Consider the following 18187-nt stretch of genomic DNA (forward strand, 5'->3'; position numbering starts at 1 on the left):
CGCTTATTATTATATTGTATCGTAACGCGGAATTAATAACATATAATTTAATCTTTTTATTAAAAAAAGCCTTTAACGATATCGTTAAAGAGACCGCTTCAAAGCTAGATAATCTTAGATCCGTGCACTTCAGTTACACCAAGTGTACTAGCAATAGCTTGTGAATTGGCAACTGTAATACCACCGCCGGGTAAGATTGTTAAATTCGCTGGCGCGGTGTTCACAAGGACTTGTAGATATGGTAATAAATCCATAATTGGTGTGGCTAGTTCGCCACCATGTGTCAAAATGCGATTGACATGATGCTCTGATAACCAATACATAGCTTGCTGTTGTTGGTCATGATTGATGGCATCAAATGCCATATGCATAATCACTTGTAAATTTAATTCAGTGGCACGTATAATTAATTCAGACATGGCATCTTTGTCTAAAAGACCGTCACGAACAACACCAAATGTTACAAATTGCCCACCAAGATCAGCAATTTGTTGTAAACTATCTTGCATTTGTTGCAATTCAATGTCAGAGTAGGCGAAATCGCCGCCACGGGGACGCACCATAATAACGACTGGCACATCCTCAATTGCAATCAGTGTATCAATGATTGTACGTGTGTCTGGTGTTAGTCCACCTAAGTCTAACCGACTATTTAGTTCAATACGATTAGCGCCTTTTTGGCGCATTTGTTTGGCAGTTTCGACAGAATCAACCGCTGCTTCTCTAATTGTAATTGTCATGTCACCATTTTACCATAAAATTGCAAACAAAAAACCTGTGCCATTGTGGTACAGGTTTTTATGTGTGATTACTTCTTTTCTGTAACTTGCTTGCCGTTGTAAACACCAGAAGGTGAGACACGGTGAGCTACACGGTACTCACCGGTTGTTTGATCCAACAAAATGTTAGGAACATTCAAACCAATGTGTCCGCGGCGGTTACGCTTGTGAGACTTTGAGTTCTTGTTTGATGGGGTAGCCATAAATGGCACCTCCTTTCGTTTCAATTTATCAACTAGTCAAGTTTACCGAAAATTAACACTTTTGTCAATAGGTTTGTTAAAAACAATGTCAAGGTGTTTTACTTGACATGCCGTTGTGCTAGTTGTGCCGTGATGTCTTTATGATGAAACCATGATGATTGGACAATAGCTAAGACATCATTTGCAAAATACATGAGATACGTAACTAGAATAACTAACGCAGAGGCACCAAGTGCACCACCGGCTGCAACAGTCAATCCCCACAAGGCAATTTGCATAATGCCTTGTAAGAGCCAAGCAAACCAGCTTTCAGAAAAGCGGAAAGTTGTTAAGACTGCACCAACTAAGCCAGTACCTAAGACCAATGAATCTGATATTGGACGCGGTGTGTGCAACACTTGTGTTTCAAATAAGTAAGCCGCAACAAAGGCCACAATAGCCACGATAGCGACAACAGTATACCAAAATACTTTACCATGCTTTTCACCACGAATATCTGTTTCATGAATAAAGCGAACATGTTTGTCAGTATCTTTAACCCATGATGGCATGACTAAGACAGGGATGTCTAGCAAAATAACATAAGTTAATTGTAATACCGCATCAGCTGGATTGCTATGTAGCCAAGCAACATAAATGTAAATAGCAGCCGATAATAGCCCAAAAAGGCCGTTCATAGGTTTTGCTTCTTTTAAACCAAGGACAGTTGTCCACCCAAATGCTGCCGCAAAAAATGTTGCAAATGTCATACCATTAATTGGTGCACCCATGCCAAAACTTGTGTAGGCAATAATGAGTAACCCAATAGTTAATAGTGTATAAGATAATCGTGTCCAACCCTTGAATTGTTCAGCATACCAAAGTGGGTTGATCAATTGCCAATGTGAAATTTGTTGAGATGAGGCGTTTTGCATGATTTTATTTTTGCCAAAATTAAGGCACTCTGGATGGTTTCTGCTATGTGACAGTACTTTGAGAGAGCGGCTTGGCACCTTTCTTTTTATAAGTGAGTGAGTAAATTAAATGAGTTTTCCCATGTATTTGTTTGGTGTGATATCAAAGAAGTCATAGGTTGCTAATTCAGCAGTTGATGTTACGTGGGCATCTGTGCCAAATGACAACATAAGATTGATTGGATGTTCGTCTATATTACCAGAAAATACTGACACAACTGGTGTGTTTGAAGCAACAGAGTAGCCTAATTCCATCGCCGTACCTGTGTCAGCATCTTCTGCTTCAAAAATTGCAACAGTTAAATCAGAATTATCGATGGCTTTGATATCTGCTTTGTAGGTCATAGCACCCCATTCAAAATCGGGTTCGCTATTAGCATCACCTAGTGCCATGCCACCATATTGATGCAACAGTGGCACGTGAATGTGTGCGATTGTCGGGTTAGCACTGAGCTGAATAAAAGCATCTTTCAACAATACTTCTTGTGTATCTGAAAACCAACCAGCTGCCAAATAAATGTTTTTAGCCCCAGGGAGCTTCTTATCATTGTCGACATGACGATTGATTTCCTCGAGGTCAGCAATAAGCTTTGTTTCGTTCATATGTTTTCTCCTTTTTTTGACACTAGTATAACTGTACAACAGATTATTTTGTAAGTGTTGTAATATCTAGCAGACAGACAAATTTTGTCCAAAACCTATTTTATCATGTATTTAAAAAGGTATGACATCATTTGTATATTATGTTTGACATAAAAATTGTGGTACACTAATCTTATTAAAAAAATTAAGTTAGGGGAACGTGTTTCACGCAAACCTTGTATGGTTTGAGGAAATACATCAATCACATGTTTTTAATAGACTTCATCCTCCATATTGATGCGCACATTGCTACTTTGGTGACGCAATTTGGACCATGGACTTACCTCATTTTATTTGCCATTATTTTTATAGAGACAGGGGTCGTTGTCATGCCCTTCTTACCTGGCGATTCATTACTGTTTGCCGCTGGCGCTGTTGCGGCAACACCAGCTGGCTTGCATGCTGGTTTAAATCATTGGGTATTCATGGTCTTGTTCTTCATTGCTGCCGTAGCAGGTGATTCTTTAAATTTTTGGATTGGTCGTACCGGTGGCTACAAGCTGATAAAGCACCCAGTCATTGGCCGCTTTATCAAGGAAAATCATATTCATGAAGCAGAGGCTTTCTTTGAGAAGCGTGGGGCAGCAGCTATTATTATCGGTCGGTACATGCCAATAGTGCGCACATTTATTCCTTTTGTGGCGGGTATTAGTCAGTTCCCATATGGCCATTTTTTAAGAAATAATATTATTGCCGCTTTTTCATGGAGTTTGATTGCTACAGGGGCAGGTTATTTGTTTGGTAATATTCCTTTTGTCAGTGCACATTTCTCAGTCATTATTTTAGGCATTGCTCTGATAACACTGTTACCAACAATTATTGGCGTTGTTCGCTCGTTGGTGATTAGTCAACGTACCAAAAAAATAACAAAATCAAAAAAATAAAGCTGCCTTGAGGTGGCTTTTTTAGTATAATAAAGTTATGAATAATTTAAAAAAATTACAACAATTAACTGGCATAACTGCCGAAGAAATTAGTGATGCTTTGGACATTGATTTGGCCTTAGTCAAGTCATTTGAAAATGAAGAAAATATGCCAACAATTGGTGAATTAGAGGCGTTGGTCGGTATTTTCTCAAGCCAGCTTGATGCACAAGGAATTGAAACACAATCAGAAAAACACCCAATACACATTCGCTTGTCATTGGATTATTTAATGAATTTAGGTATAACAACATCTGACTGGATTACACTCAAATGGGCATTTGAAGGACAATGGCAAGGAGATATGTTAGCTGTTGGTTTCTTTGATCAAGGCCAATTAACACGAGTTGTGACATCTAGTACGGAATTTGTCTCTGCTTTTGCAGGTTATTTAATCTTGCAAACAGAAGGTGAGTTTGAACCATACATTGATGAGTTTGATGACGACAAAGAATATGATTGGCGTTTGTTACGCATGACTGGTGATCACTTCATAGATGTCACGCAAACCATGATTACAACAGATTTACCGGAGATCAAGTCATGACGGAAAATTTGATTCTGGCAACGGATGCCTACAAGTTAACGCACCATTTACAATACCCAACTAATATTACAAAACTCTATTCTTATGGTGAAGCACGTGTCGGGGGGCGTTTCGATACTGTCAGTTGGTTTGGCATGTCTATGATTTTACACGACTATTTTCATAACCCGATTACAGACGCTATGATTGATGAAGCCGAGCAAGTGTCTAAAATGACATTTAACACGTCAGCTTATTTTAACCGTGAAGTTTGGGAAAAAGTGCGCGATTTAGGTTATTTTCCAGTTAAAATTAAGGCGTTACCTGAAGGACTTGAAGTGCCAGCTGGCAATGCTTTGTTCACAATTGAATCAACGGCTGATTGGTTTGCAACGAGTTTGAATGCCTTAGAGGTCGTGCTGATGCACGTTTGGTATCCAACGACTATTGCCACTAATTCCTTATATATTAAAAAACGATTGGTACCATTGTTTGAAAAGTCAGGCACACCAGCTGGAATAACATTAGCTGTTAATGATTTCGGTTTACGTGGTGCGACATCGCTTGAAGCTGGTAAACGTGGCGGCGCTGCACATTTATTGCACTTTCAAGGATCTGATAACATGGCTGCTTCACAGTATTTCAAAGACATTTACGGTGTGTCTGGACGTGCTTTGTCAGTTTGGGCGACTGAACATTCAGTCGCGACTGCCTACGGCTCAGGTCAAGGAGAGTTTGACTACGTTAATGCGCAACTGGATCGAGCACCTGATAGTGCCATTTTGTCGATTGTGATTGATTCATATGATGCATTGAATTTTATTAAAAACGTTATTGGTTCACAAAAAATTAAAGACCGTATTATCAAGCGCACGGGACGCATTGTTTTACGTCCTGACTCTGGTGATCCAGAAACGATTGACTTACAAGTATTAGCCTTACTAGCAGATATTTTTGGTACAACAACCAATGCGAAAGGCTATAAAATACTGCAACATAATGTTGGTGTTATTCAAGGGGATGGCATGAAAGCAGACACGATTGTGTCACTGTATGAAGCAATTATGCAGGACGGTTGGTCAGTAGATAACTTAGTCGTTGGTTCAGGCGGTGGTTTATTGCAAGAAGGCTTTACCCGAGACACTGAAAGATTTGCGATTAAAGCAGCTTATGCTGAAAATGCTACTGGTGACAAAATTAACATCCAAAAAAAGCCTAAAACAGATGTTGCAAAAACATCTAAGGCTGGTCTACTTAAGGTTGTTTTACGCGATGAGGACATCGTGACAGTCTCTCAAAATGAGCCTGGGCAAGACCTACTAAAAACGGTATATGAAGATGGTAAGCTATCACCTGTTAATGGCAATGAAGTCATTAATCGCACACTTTTTTGAGGTATTAAAATGAACTATCACTTTAAAAAACAATCTGAGGTCACCGATGATGTTGAAGTGTCCATGCTTGATGTTAAGTCTGCTGCACAGGCTTACCGCGATCGTGAAAAACGAGATAAACAGCCAGATAGTGAACCTGAAAATGATGTTGTCGGACATGGTATTCGTGCACTTGGAACTGAGTCTTCAATTGGTAAAGATGAGCGTAAAGTACAAGTAGCTGCATTGTTTAATGCAGGGATGACAAGTTATATAGATTTGTCGTTTGAAATGAATTTGGCAGAATCAACCATTCGGCAGTACGGTAAAGAACTGGGTTTAACATTTATTGATACAGAATATTAGATGATAGATTTGACATTTTTTAGTCAATAAGTTATGATTACTACAACATAAAATTTAATTTCACATAGAGGTTGCGATTGACATGAGTCACTTAGTTTAACTAAGTAAAAGGGGATATCGCCGAAATGAATAATCTTCAAATGAAGATGTTTGTTGGGCTAATAGTTAATAACTATTAGACTGTCGTTAGTCATAACGGTGAGCTATGGAAACAGTCAAAATTGCTAACCACAAAAGCCTTTTGTCCGTGACCTAGTCTCGAACAAAAGGCTTTTTATGTGAAATAAAGGGGAATAGTTAGTTTGTGCATGATTATTGGCACAAAAAGAACTTAGGAGAGTATATGAGTTACCCAACAAATACAGCACAACACTTGACGATTGATCAGGTTGATACAATTGATTTAGCACAAACTTATGGGACACCATTGTATGTATACGATGTCACTAAAATTCGTCAAACTATGCGTGATTTTAAGGCAATATTTGAAAAAGAAAATGTCCCTTATGTCGTGAGCTACGCGTCCAAAGCGTTTGCTACTAAAGCTATTTATCAAGTTGCACAGCAAGAAGGTATTCACGCTGATATTGTCTCCGGTGGTGAACTCTATACGGCATTAGCAGCTGGATTTAATCCTAAACATTTAAGCTTTAATGGTAATAATAAAAGTTGGGACGAGCTTACGATGGCGGTTACCAAAGGCGTAGGAACAATTATTGTCGATAATTTCTTGGAATTAAAATTATTGTCAGAAGTTGCTGCTGAAAATGGTGTCAAACAAGATATATTATTGCGTATTTCACCAGGTATATCAGCCCACACACATGAATTTATTAGTACTGGACAGCAAGATTCTAAATTTGGCTTTGATTTGCTAACTGGGCAAGCAAAAACAGCCTATGATATTGCTAAAGAGGATGACAATTTTAATTTACGTGGACTTCATGCACACATTGGATCACAAATTTTTGATGTAACCGGCTTTGAAAAAAATGCAGCATTATTAGCAGAAACAGCACAAAGTTGGGGATTTCAGCCAGAGGTTATCAATGTCGGTGGTGGTTTTGGTATTCGTTATACGTCAGAAGATGAGCCCTTACCTGAAAGTGAGTATGCAGACGCTATTATTCGTACTTTAAAGGGTAAAGCTGACGAGTATGATTGGAAAATGCCAGAAATTTGGATCGAACCAGGACGTTCAATTGTCGGCCCAGCAGGGCAAACGCTTTACACGATTGGTTCGCGAAAAGATATTCCTGATTTGCGCCACTATTTAGCAGTTGATGGTGGTATGGGGGATAATATTAGACCGGCATTGTATCAGGCAAATTATGATGCGGTCTTAGCCAATGATCCGAATGCAGCAACCCAAGAAGTTGTGCGTGTGGCAGGTAAATATTGTGAATCTGGGGATGTTTTAGTATGGCAACAAGCATTACCACAAACAAAACCAGGCGATATTTTATCTGTTATGGCAACTGGCGCTTACGGCTATGCTATGGCATCAAATTATAATCGTAATCCAAGACCGGCTGTTGTGTTTGTTGAAAATGGCAAGCATCAATTAGTTGTAGAGCGTGAAACATATGCACATTTAACCGCTTTGGATCATGATTATAGGTTAGAAGAAAATAATGAATCATAAGCTGTACCTGATAGAACAAACTAAAATAAACAAAAGGGAACTAAATACTCATGACAGAAATTCAAAATGACGCGCAGCGATTAATCGATTTTATAGCCAACGCTAAAAAGGTAACACCCGTAAAAGTTACTTATAAGGGGGTTTTAAATGGTGAAATTCCAACTAACGTGCAACAATTTGGTGGGGTCTCATTTGGTCAATTGGTTGGCGATTGGTCTGATGTGCAACCATTAATTGCTAATTTACCTAGTGAAAGTGTTTATATTGAAAATGCGTCACGCAACTCGGCTGTACCGCTGCTTGATAAATTGAACATTAATGCACGTATTGAACCTGGTGCTATTATTCGTGAACAAGTTGAAATTGGCGATAATGCTGTTATTATGCTTGGCGCAGTTATTAATATTGGTGCTGAAATTGGCGCGGGCACGATGATTGATATGGGCGCAATACTTGGCGGTCGTGCGATTGTTGGCACGAATTCACATATTGGTGCTGGTGCTGTTTTAGCGGGGGTCATTGAACCTGCTTCTGCGCAACCAGTCCGTATTGGGAATAACGTATTGGTTGGCGCTAATGCTGTGGTCATAGAAGGCGTTCAAGTTGGGGATGGTGCAGTTGTAGCAGCTGGTGCCATTGTGACCAAAGATGTACCAGCTAACACTGTTGTGGCTGGTGTGCCAGCCAAAGTGATTAAGAAAATTGATTCCCAAACACAACAAAAGACTGCCTTAATTGACGCCTTACGAGAATTATAATGGCTGAAATAACTTTTGAAAATTTACAGCAGTATCGTCGGGATTTACATTTAATTCCTGAACTTGCGTTGGCTGAGTTTCAAACGCACGATTACTTAATGAACAAAATAACAAAATGGCAAAATGAAACGATGACCATTCGTACAGTAGCAGAATTGCCAACGGCTATTTTGGTGCGTTTTCAAGGTAGCAATCCAAAACGAACGATTGGGTACCGATCAGATATAGATGCTTTACCAATTACAGAACAAACGGGTTTGCCATTTCAGTCAATTCATGCCGGTAACATGCACGCTTGTGGACATGATGTGCATATGACGTTGGCGTTGGGGATGGTGCAATATTTTAGTCAACATCAGCCTAAGGATAACTTTATTGTTTTCTTTCAGCCAGCTGAAGAAGCCAAAAGTGGTGGGAAACTTGCATATGATTTAGGAATTTTTGAAGGTGAATGGCGTCCAGATGAATTTTATGGTATTCATGATCAACCAAATTTACCAGCAGGGACATTAAGCACACTAGCTGGCACTTTGTTTGCTGGGACTGCTGAATTGGTAGTTGACATTAATGGCCAAGGTGGACACGCGGCTTATCCTCATTTAGTTAAGGACCCTATCGTTGCGGCAGCGGAATTAATTATGCAGCTGCAAACGGTCGTTTCACGTTCGGTTGACCCAATTAAAGGTGGTGTGGTGAGTATTGGAGTCATTAATGGTGGACAAGCCAACAATGTGATTCCAGATACTGTGCATTTAGAAGGTACTGTGCGTAGTATGACACGTGCTGACTTGGAAATTATGTTAACTCGTATTCGTCAGATTGCTGCAGGTATTGCATTGGCTAATGATATAACAATTGATGTTACGTTAGAAAGTGGCAGTTATTTGCCAGTTGAAAACAATCCAGAGTTGGCAAGACAAGTGATTGAGTTCATGCAATCACGTGATGATATTGCTTTTGAAATTGCACAACCAGCGATGACAGGGGAAGATTTTGGGTATTTGCTACAACAAATTCCAGGTGTTATGTTATGGTTAGGCGTTAATGATAAACACGCACTACACAGTCCTAAGCTAACGATAGACGAGGCAGCCTTATTACCTGGTTTTACAGCATTAAAGAACTTTCTTGAATGGCGAATGAACCAATAGAGTAGATATAATTGTGACAGCAAAACAAATGAAGTAAAGCTCAGAGGAAAAAGCGATGTATGAAAATATTAATTTAATTACGGCTATTATTACGCCTTTTGATGAAAACAATGAGATCGACTATTCAGCGTTAAAACAGGTCATTGATCACTTGCTAAAGCATGGCACGCAGGGGCTTGTCATTGCCGGAACAACTGGTGAATCACCAACATTAACGCATACGGAAAAGTTATCTTTGACGCAATATATTGCCGATTATGTTGGCGATAAAGTGTTGTTAATAGCTAATGCTGGGACAAATAACACAGCAGAATCTATCAAAAGTGCCCGTGAATTAAGTGCTATTGCGCACGTTGACGCTATTTTAGCTGTGACACCATACTACAATAAGCCAAGTCAAAATGGTATGATTGCACACTTTACAGCAATTGCAGATGCGGCAACCAAACCAGTCATGTTGTATAATATTCCGGGTCGTTCAGCAGTTGGGTTGACGGTTGATAGTGTTGTGCAGTTAGCACAACACACAAATATTAATGCGATCAAAGAAACCACTTCAGCAGAATTTATAGGTGCTGAAATTGAACGTACGCAAACGGCAGATTTTGCTGTTTATACGGGTGAAGATGCACAAACGTTGGCCGCATATGCGCAAGGTGGTGCCGGAACAATTTCGGTGGCATCACATTTATATGGGGATGAAATGACTGCCTTATTTGCAGCAATGAATATGAATGATTGGCGTGAAGCTGGTCGTTTGCAGCGTTATTTAACACCGCGGATGAACGCTTTGTTTGCATTTCCGTCACCAGCACCGGTTAAAGCAAAATTGAGTAAAAAAGGGCTGGTTAAAAATCTAGCACGCTTACCAATTTTGCCGTTAACACAACAAGAGCAACAAACATTAGATGGCCTTTTGGGGGATTAATTCATGACAAAAATAATTCTAGCTGGTGGTTTTGGTAAATTAGGTTTGGCTATTCAAGAAGGACTAGCAGAAACTGATTATGAAATTGTTGGCATTTTAAGTGGTCATAACCACGAGAGCCAGTATCCAGTGTGGACAACACGTGATCAAATTACTGAAACAGCAGACATATTTCTAGATGTTAGTACACCAGCTACTGTGTTTGAAAATGCACAGTGGGCGGTCAAGCATAATATGGCAGTCGTTATTGGTGCCACTGGTTTGACTGAAGACCAAATAACACAATTACGTGGACAATCAAAGCATGGTATTTTAATTGTACCGAACTTTAGTTTGTCAGCTGTATTGTTAATGCAGTTTGCGCAACAAGCTGCACGATATTTTCCTGATGTGGAAATCGTTGAGACGCATAATCCTAAAAAAGTTGATTCGCCTTCAGGAACTGCTGTACAGACTGCTAAGTTGATTGCCGAAGAACGGATTAATGCAGCACAAAAAACACGTGATGGTCAAGCACGTGGGCAACGCGTGTCAGATATTCCCGTTCATGCCATGCGTTTACCTGGCTATATTGCCCAACAAAGTGTTTATTTTGGTGGTGTTGATGAACAATTAACTTTGACACAAAGTACAACTAGTCGCTCAGCTTTTGTTCCCGGTGTTTTACTGGCGTTAGCTGGTGTTGAAAAAATAAATGATTTAAAAATTGGGCTTGATACTGTTTTATAATTAGTTATAAAATTTAATTTATTTTTTGATAATAACCATGTCAATATGTTTAGAATATTAATTAAAAGTGGAGAGATCCACTTTTTTTGTGCTTGAATTTATGATTTATTGATAATTTAAAAGGGTTTGACGCTTATTTTTTGTTTGCTTTAATAATACAACTTTAATGAATAATTGAGAATTTGATAACTTATGTGATACAATAATTATGTGTAATTGCGTACCGTTAATCAATTCTATTTTAAATATGAGGAGAATAAATTTAATGAATCAACAGAAAAAAGTTATTAAACTGTATAAGTCTGGCAAGCTGTGGGTAACAGCGGCCATAGTTGTTGGTGGCATGGTAGTCAGTACAACGGTATCTGCAGATACTGGCGGCGCATCAAATACTGCAACACCTACAGATGTAACTGCCCCAAAATCGTCAGTGAATGATCAAACACAAGCAAATGATAGCTCAACGAAGTCGTCAGTGAATGATCAAACACAAGCAAATAATGACGCAACGAAGTCATCAGTTAGTAATCAATCATCAGCCACAGATGTCGTAAAACCTAACAGTGACACAGTTGCTACGGCATTGAAAAGCAATAGGTCATTAGCTCAAACAACTGGTGATACGCAAACAGTTTGGGCACGAGAAAAATCTGCACAAACCAATAATTCCGATAATAATCCTGTTAGTAATGAAGCGGGTGAATATTGGCCAGATACAAAGGGCCAATCTATTAAAAATTATGATAAAACAGAAACAAAAGATCTAGTACAGACAACGACATTTACTGACGGCTACAATCCAACACCGGTCTTAAAACAATCTAGTGATTTATCTTTGTATGTTAAAGGACAAAAGGTTGATATTGGCACGTTACAAGATGATGATAGTTTAGGGACAGCAAAGGCACCTAATTCTCAGTATCCAGGGCATAACTCTTCAGGACATTCACGTTTACTAAAAACATCTGATTTAGGGCAAGATACTTATTTTTATGCTAAAGATGTTATGCGTATTAAAAACCAAGATACTAATGTATATGAATCCTACGATATGAAATGGACGCTACAGTCAGTTAACTACAGTAACGAACAATCTATGATTGCTTTAGGTATTAAAGGTTCTATCGACGGTGGTGGGACAACATTACTGAATGTAGGATCTGGTTGGCAGATTGCTAAATTGGGGAATTTTTTCAATACACATATTCAATTTTTTAAAGATATTAACTATGCTGATCAAAACGAACACCTTTCACCTGATGAAGCAATTTCACAGGGCCTAATTGAACCGAATGCAGTTTCAATTCATTTTGGTGTATCAGATATTGATGCAAGTGAAGCGATTGAATTAACAGATTCTGTGATTAAAAAAGTATATGTCGATAATGATTCGCAATTAGCCTATCAAAAAACAGATGATGGTTATTTAGCTATAACTAGAAAATACAATGATACATCTGATGTATCTGACTCGAAAACAGCAACATTACCAGTTAATGAAAAAAGAGTGACTATATTATTTGAAATGGATGTTCCTAAAGAAGGGTTTGATTACTCTATCGCCACAATTGGTACAGCTAAAAATAAAAATGGTGATGTTCAGTTAGGACAAGGTAGTAAGGTAGATCCATCGTTATTGTCAACCATGAAATATGAAGAACCATTAAGTGTTAACTTTCAAGATCAAGAAGGGAATCAATTAATACCCTCAAAGGAAGATATTGGGATAATCGGTGACCCTTATAAAACTAATGTAACACAAGCGGTTCAAATTCCAGGATATCATTTGGTAACAACATTAGGAAAGACAGATGGTGTCTATGTTGATGGAAACAATGAAATTACTCACATTTATGCCAAGGATCAAGGCACTCTAATTGTGAACTACGTTGACGAAGCTGGCAATGCATTAACAACAGCGGATAAGTCAACAGCTGATACAAATCAAGACTACACAACAGCACCAAAGACTATTGCTGGTTATGACTTAATTCCAGTAAAAACAACTGGTGACGTTGCAGGTCAATATCCAGCAGATGGTCAAACCAAAGAAGTAACGTATGTCTACGGTAAGCAAGGTCAACACACAACAAATTACGTTGATGAAGATGGTAAGACACTTGTACCAACAGATACAACTAAGGGATCAAAAGATACCGATTATACAGCTACACCAACTGAAATTCCTGGCTATCATTTAGTACCAGAAAAGACAACGGGTGATGAAACAGGTAAGTATGATACAGGCAAGACAACAGATACCACGTATGTCTACGCCAAAGATCAAGGTAACCTGGTTGTTAACTATGTCGATGAAGAAGGCAATACGTTGGCAACAGCGGATAAGTCAACAGCTGATACTAACCAAGATTACACAACGACACCAAAGTTAATTGACGGTTATGATCTTGTACCAAGCAAGACAACTGGTGATGTAACAGGTCAATATCCAAATGACGGCGAAACCAAAGAAGTAACGTATGTCTATGGTAAACAAGGTCAACATACGACTAATTATGTCGATGAAGATGGTAATGACTTAGTGCCGGCCGAACAAACTCAAGGTCCAAAGGATACTGATTACAAGACGACACCAACTGAAATTCCTGGATATCACTTAGTACCAGAAAAGACAACGGGTGACGAAACAGGCAAGTATGATACAGGCAAGACGACAGATACCACGTATGTCTACGCCAAAGATCAAGGTAACCTGGTTGTCAACTATGTGGATGAAGCTGGTAACGTATTGGTTGTCGCTGACTCATCAACTAAGGACAGTGGTGCAGATTACACAACAGGACCCAAGTCAATTGATGGTTATGATCTCATACCAACAAAGACAACCGGTGACGTTGCGGGTCAATATCCAAATGACGGCGAAACCAAAGAAGTAACGTATGTCTACGGTAAACAAGGTCAACACACAACAAGTTACGTTGACGAAGATGGTCAAACTCTTGTACCAACAGACACAACTCAAGGTCCAAAGGACACCGATTACAAGACAACGCCAGCAGAAGTCCCTGGTTATCATTTAGTACCAGAAAAGACAACCGGCGACGAAACAGGAACCTACGACACTGGCAAGACAACAGATACAACGTATGTCTACGCTAAAGATCAAGGGAATCTTGTTGTTAACTATGTTGATGAAAGTGGTGCAGTGTTATCACCAGCCGATTCATCAAGTAAGGACAGTGGTGCAGATTACACAACAGCACCAAAGTCAATTGATGGGTACGATCTTATCCCAACAAAGACAACTGGTGATGTAACAGGTCAATATCCAAATGACGGCGAAACCAAAGAAGTAACGTATGTCTACGGTAAACAAGGTCAACACACAACAAATTACGTTGACGAAGACGGTCAAACACTTGCACCAACAGACACGACTAAGGGACCAAAGGATACCGATTACAAGACAACACCAACTGAAATTCCTGGTTATCATTTAGTACCAGAAAAGACAACGGGTGACGAAACTGGCAAGTATGATACAGACAAGACAACAGATACCACGTATGTCTACGCCAAAGATCAAGGTAACTTGGTTGTGAATTATGTCGATGAGTCTGGTCAAGTGCTTGCTGGAAAAGACTCATCAAGTAAAGACAGTGGGGAATCTTATACAACAGCACCAAAGACTATTGCTGGTTATGACTTAATCCCAACAAAGACCACTGGTGACGTAACAGGTCAATATCCAAATGACGGCGAAACCAAAGAAGTAACGTATGTCTACGGTAAACAAGGTCAACATACCACTAATTACGTTGACGAAGATGGTAATGAACTAGTACCAGCCGAGCAAACTCAAGGTCCAAAGGATACCGATTATACAACCACACCATCAGAAATTTCTGGCTATCATTTAGTACCAGAAAAGACAACTGGCGATGAAACTGGCAAGTACGATACAGGTAAGACAACGGATACAACGTATGTCTACGCTAAAGATCAAGGTAGCTTGGTTGTTAATTACGTTGATGAAAGTGGCGCAGTGTTATCACCAGCCGATTCATCAAGTAAAGACAGTGGTGAAGATTACACAACAGCACCAAAGTCAATTGATGGGTATGATTTAATTCCAGTAAAAACAACTGGTGACGTTACAGGCCAGTATCCAGCAAATGGCGAGACCAAAGAAGTAACGTATGTCTACGGTAAGCAAGGTCAACACACAACAAATTACGTTGATGAAGACGGTCAAAAACTTGAACCAACAGACACGACTAAGGGACCAAAGGATACCGATTATACAACGACCCCAGGCGAAGTACCAGGTTATCACTTAGTACCAGAAAAGACAATTGGTGATGAAATAGGCAAGTACGATACAGGCAAGACAACAGATACGACGTATGTTTATGCCAAAGATCAAGGTAACTTGGTTGTTAACTATATCGATGAAGCTGGTCAAGTGCTTGCTGGAAAAGATTCATCAACTAAGAATAGTGGTGAAACTTATACAACAATACCAAAGTCAATTGACGGTTATGATCTTGTACCAACAAAGACAACTGGTGACGTTGCGGGTCAATATCCAGCAGACGACGAAACCAAAGAAGTAACGTATGTCTACGGTAAACAAGGTCAACACACAACTAATTATGTCGATGAAGACGGTCAAAAACTTGTACCAACAGACACGACTAATGGTCCAAAGGATACTGATTACAAGACAACGCCAACAGAAATCCCTGGCTATCACTTAGTACCAGAAAAGACAACGGGTGATGAAACTGGCAAGTACGATACAGGCAAGACAACGGATACCACGTATGTCTACGCCAAGGATCAAGGTAACTTGGTTGTAAACTATGTCGATGAAGCCGGCAATGCGTTGACAGCAGCCGACAAGTCAACAGCTGATACCAACCAAGATTACACAACAGCACCAAAGTCAATTGACGGTTATGATCTTATCCCAAGCAAGACAACCGGTGACGTTACGGGTCAATATCCAAATGACGGCGAAACCAAAGAAGTAACTTATGTCTATGGCAAGCAAGGTCAACATACTACTAATTACGTGGATGAAGACGGTCAAACACTTGAACCAACAGATACAACTAAAGGACCAAAGGACACAGATTATACAACCACACCAGCCGAAGTACCTGGTTATCACTTAGTACCAGAAAAGACAACGGGTGATGAAACAGGCAATTATGAAACAGGCAAGACAACGGATACAACGTATGTCTACGCCAAAGATCAAGGTAACTTGATTGTCAACTACGTTGATGAAAGTGGTCAAATAATTGCTGGAAAAAATTCATCAACTAAGAACAGCGGTGAAGATTACACAACAGCACCAAAGTCAATTGACAGTTACGATCTTATCCCAAGCAAGACAACTGGTGATACAAATGGTCAATATCCAGCAGATGGTCAAACAGCTGAAGTAACGTATGTCTATGGCAAACAAGGTCAACATACGACTAATTATGTGGACGAAAATGGCAAAGAACTAGTGCCAACGGAAACTACGAATGGGCCAAAGGATACGGATTACACAACGACCCCAGCAGAAGTGCCTGGCTATCACTTTGTACCAAGCAAAACAACGGGTGAAGAGACCGGCAAGTTTGATACAGGCAAGACAACAGATACAACTTATGTTTACGCCAAAGATCAAGGTAACTTGGTTGTTAACTATGTCGATGAAGCTGGCAATGCTTTAACAACAGCCGACAAGACAACAGCTGATACAAATCAAGATTACACAACGACACCAAAGCCAATTGACGGTTACGATCTCGTACCGACAAAGACGACAGGCGACGTCACAGGTCAATATCCAAATGACGGCGAGACCAAAGAAGTAACGTATGTTTATGGCAAACAAGGTCAACACACAACAAATTATGTCGATGAAGATGGTCAAACACTTGCACCAACAGACACGACTAAGGGACCAAAAGATACCGATTACAAGACAACACCAACTGAAATTCCTGGTTATCATTTAGTACCAGAAAAGACAACAGGTGATGAAACAGGCAAGTACGACACAGGTAAGACAACAGATACCACGTATGTCTATGCCAAGGATCAAGGTAACTTGGTTGTTAACTATGTCGATGAAGCTGGTCAAGTGCTTGCTGGAAAAGATTCATCAACTAAGAACAGTGGTGAAGATTATACAACAGCACCAAAGTCAATTGATGGTTATGATTTTGTGCCAAGTAAGACAACCGGTGACGTTGCGGGTCAATATCCAAAGGATGGCGAAACCAAAGAAGTAATCTATGTCTATGGTCAACAAGGTCAACATACGACTAATTATGTCGATGAAGACGGTAATGACTTAGTGCCAGCCGAGCAAAATCAAGGTCCAAAGGATACTGATTACAAGACAACACCAACTGAAATTCCTGGCTATCATTTAGTACCAGAAAAGACAACGGGTGATGAAACAGGTAAGTATGATACAGGCAAGACAACAGATACAACGTATGTCTACGCCAAGGATCAAGGAAATCTTGTTGTCAACTACGTTGATGAGAGTGGTGCAGTGTTATCACCAGCCGATTCATCAAGAAAAGACAGTGGGGAATCTTATACAACAGCACCAAAGTCAATTGACGGTTATGATCTCGTACCAACAAAAACAACTGGTGACGTAACAGGCCAATATCCAGCAGATGGTCAAACCAAAGAAGTAACCTATGTCTACGGTCAACAAGGTCAACATACGACTAATTATGTCGATGAAACCGGTAAGAAACTTGTACCAACAGATACGACTAAGGGACCGAAAGACACAGATTATACAACCAAACCAACTGAAATTCCTGGCTATCACTTAGTACCAAGTAAGACAACGGGTGACGAAACTGGCAAGTATGATACAGGTAAGACAACAGATACAACGTATGTCTACGCCAAAGATCAAGTTTCAAAACCTGAAGAAAAGCATGTTGAAAAAGATTCAAATCAGAAACACGATGATCATGGATCTGTTTTGAAAAACAAACAAGCGGTTCAAGATAAGACACAATCAACACAAAGCAACAACTTGATCAAAAAAGAAACATCTGAAAAGTCTGCCACAAAGCTACCTAAAACTGGTGCAGAGACACCATCTCATAATAAAATCACTATGATGCTTGGGTTGGCACTGTCAACAATAGGATTAACGATGTTCGACAAAAAACGTAAGAATAAATAACGTTTAATATGCCATTTAAAAGTACTTG

General features: G+C 39.6%; 14 protein-coding genes and 1 riboswitch. Of the genes, 10 read left to right on the forward strand and 4 right to left on the reverse strand.

Going from position 1 to position 18187, the window contains the following annotated elements:
• Positions 1-104: 104 nt before the first annotated feature.
• From K5Q14_RS00750 to K5Q14_RS00765, 4 genes are all read right to left on the reverse strand, one after another.
• Entirely contained in the window at positions 105-740 is a 636-nt protein-coding gene (locus tag K5Q14_RS00750) for a copper homeostasis protein CutC (RefSeq protein ID WP_220733923.1), read from the reverse strand.
• Positions 741-808: 68 nt separating this feature from the next.
• The gene (rpmF, locus tag K5Q14_RS00755) at positions 809-982 is read right to left on the reverse strand and encodes a 50S ribosomal protein L32 (RefSeq protein ID WP_220733924.1); all 174 of its coding nucleotides are present in this window, start codon (positions 980-982) and stop codon (positions 809-811) included.
• A 98-nt stretch (positions 983-1080) separates the two neighbouring features.
• The gene (pnuC, locus tag K5Q14_RS00760; RefSeq protein WP_220733925.1) at positions 1081-1896 is read right to left on the reverse strand and encodes a nicotinamide riboside transporter PnuC; all 816 of its coding nucleotides are present in this window, start codon (positions 1894-1896) and stop codon (positions 1081-1083) included.
• 105 nt (positions 1897-2001) lie between these two features.
• Entirely contained in the window at positions 2002-2538 is a 537-nt protein-coding gene (locus K5Q14_RS00765) for a nucleoside 2-deoxyribosyltransferase (protein ID WP_220733926.1), read from the reverse strand.
• A 245-nt stretch (positions 2539-2783) separates the two neighbouring features.
• Between K5Q14_RS00765 and K5Q14_RS00770 the strand changes: the two genes are divergently transcribed.
• From K5Q14_RS00770 to K5Q14_RS00815, 10 genes are all read left to right on the forward strand, one after another.
• Positions 2784-3461 carry a VTT domain-containing protein gene (locus tag K5Q14_RS00770; protein WP_220733927.1) on the forward strand — a complete coding sequence of 226 codons (678 nt, stop codon included), beginning with the start codon at positions 2784-2786 and terminating at the stop codon, positions 3459-3461.
• A gap of 37 nt (positions 3462-3498) precedes the next feature.
• On the forward strand, positions 3499-4047 hold the full coding sequence (locus K5Q14_RS00775; protein ID WP_220733928.1) for a helix-turn-helix domain-containing protein: 549 nt from the start codon (positions 3499-3501) through the stop codon (positions 4045-4047).
• A complete protein-coding gene (locus K5Q14_RS00780; RefSeq protein ID WP_220733929.1) occupies positions 4044-5420 on the forward strand; it encodes a nicotinate phosphoribosyltransferase in 1377 nt (458 codons plus the stop codon). Before K5Q14_RS00775 ends, K5Q14_RS00780 begins: the two co-directional genes overlap by 4 nt.
• A gap of 9 nt (positions 5421-5429) precedes the next feature.
• Complete coding sequence (locus tag K5Q14_RS00785) at positions 5430-5765, forward strand: hypothetical protein (RefSeq protein ID WP_220733930.1); 336 nt, start codon at positions 5430-5432, stop codon at positions 5763-5765.
• A 57-nt stretch (positions 5766-5822) separates the two neighbouring features.
• Positions 5823-5979: riboswitch (Lysine riboswitch) on the forward strand.
• Positions 5980-6108: 129 nt separating this feature from the next.
• Entirely contained in the window at positions 6109-7410 is a 1302-nt protein-coding gene (lysA, locus tag K5Q14_RS00790; protein ID WP_220733931.1) for a diaminopimelate decarboxylase, read from the forward strand.
• A gap of 50 nt (positions 7411-7460) precedes the next feature.
• Positions 7461-8168: a 2,3,4,5-tetrahydropyridine-2,6-dicarboxylate N-acetyltransferase gene (gene dapD, locus K5Q14_RS00795; protein WP_220733932.1), complete on the forward strand. Its 708-nt coding sequence runs from the start codon at positions 7461-7463 to the stop codon at positions 8166-8168.
• Positions 8168-9319, forward strand: a complete 1152-nt coding sequence (locus K5Q14_RS00800; RefSeq protein WP_220733933.1) for an N-acetyldiaminopimelate deacetylase — start codon at positions 8168-8170, stop codon at positions 9317-9319. The genes dapD and K5Q14_RS00800 overlap by 1 nt, the downstream gene beginning before the upstream one ends.
• Positions 9320-9374: 55 nt before the next feature.
• A complete protein-coding gene (gene dapA / locus K5Q14_RS00805) occupies positions 9375-10247 on the forward strand; it encodes a 4-hydroxy-tetrahydrodipicolinate synthase (protein WP_220733934.1) in 873 nt (290 codons plus the stop codon).
• A 3-nt stretch (positions 10248-10250) separates the two neighbouring features.
• Entirely contained in the window at positions 10251-10976 is a 726-nt protein-coding gene (dapB, locus tag K5Q14_RS00810) for a 4-hydroxy-tetrahydrodipicolinate reductase (protein WP_220733935.1), read from the forward strand.
• A 265-nt stretch (positions 10977-11241) separates the two neighbouring features.
• A complete protein-coding gene (locus K5Q14_RS00815) occupies positions 11242-18159 on the forward strand; it encodes a MucBP domain-containing protein (RefSeq protein WP_220733936.1) in 6918 nt (2305 codons plus the stop codon).
• Positions 18160-18187 lie beyond the last annotated feature (28 nt).

Source organism: Leuconostoc inhae (genome assembly GCF_019656015.1).
In the GTDB taxonomy this organism is placed as follows: Bacteria; Bacillota; Bacilli; order Lactobacillales; family Lactobacillaceae; genus Leuconostoc; species Leuconostoc inhae_A.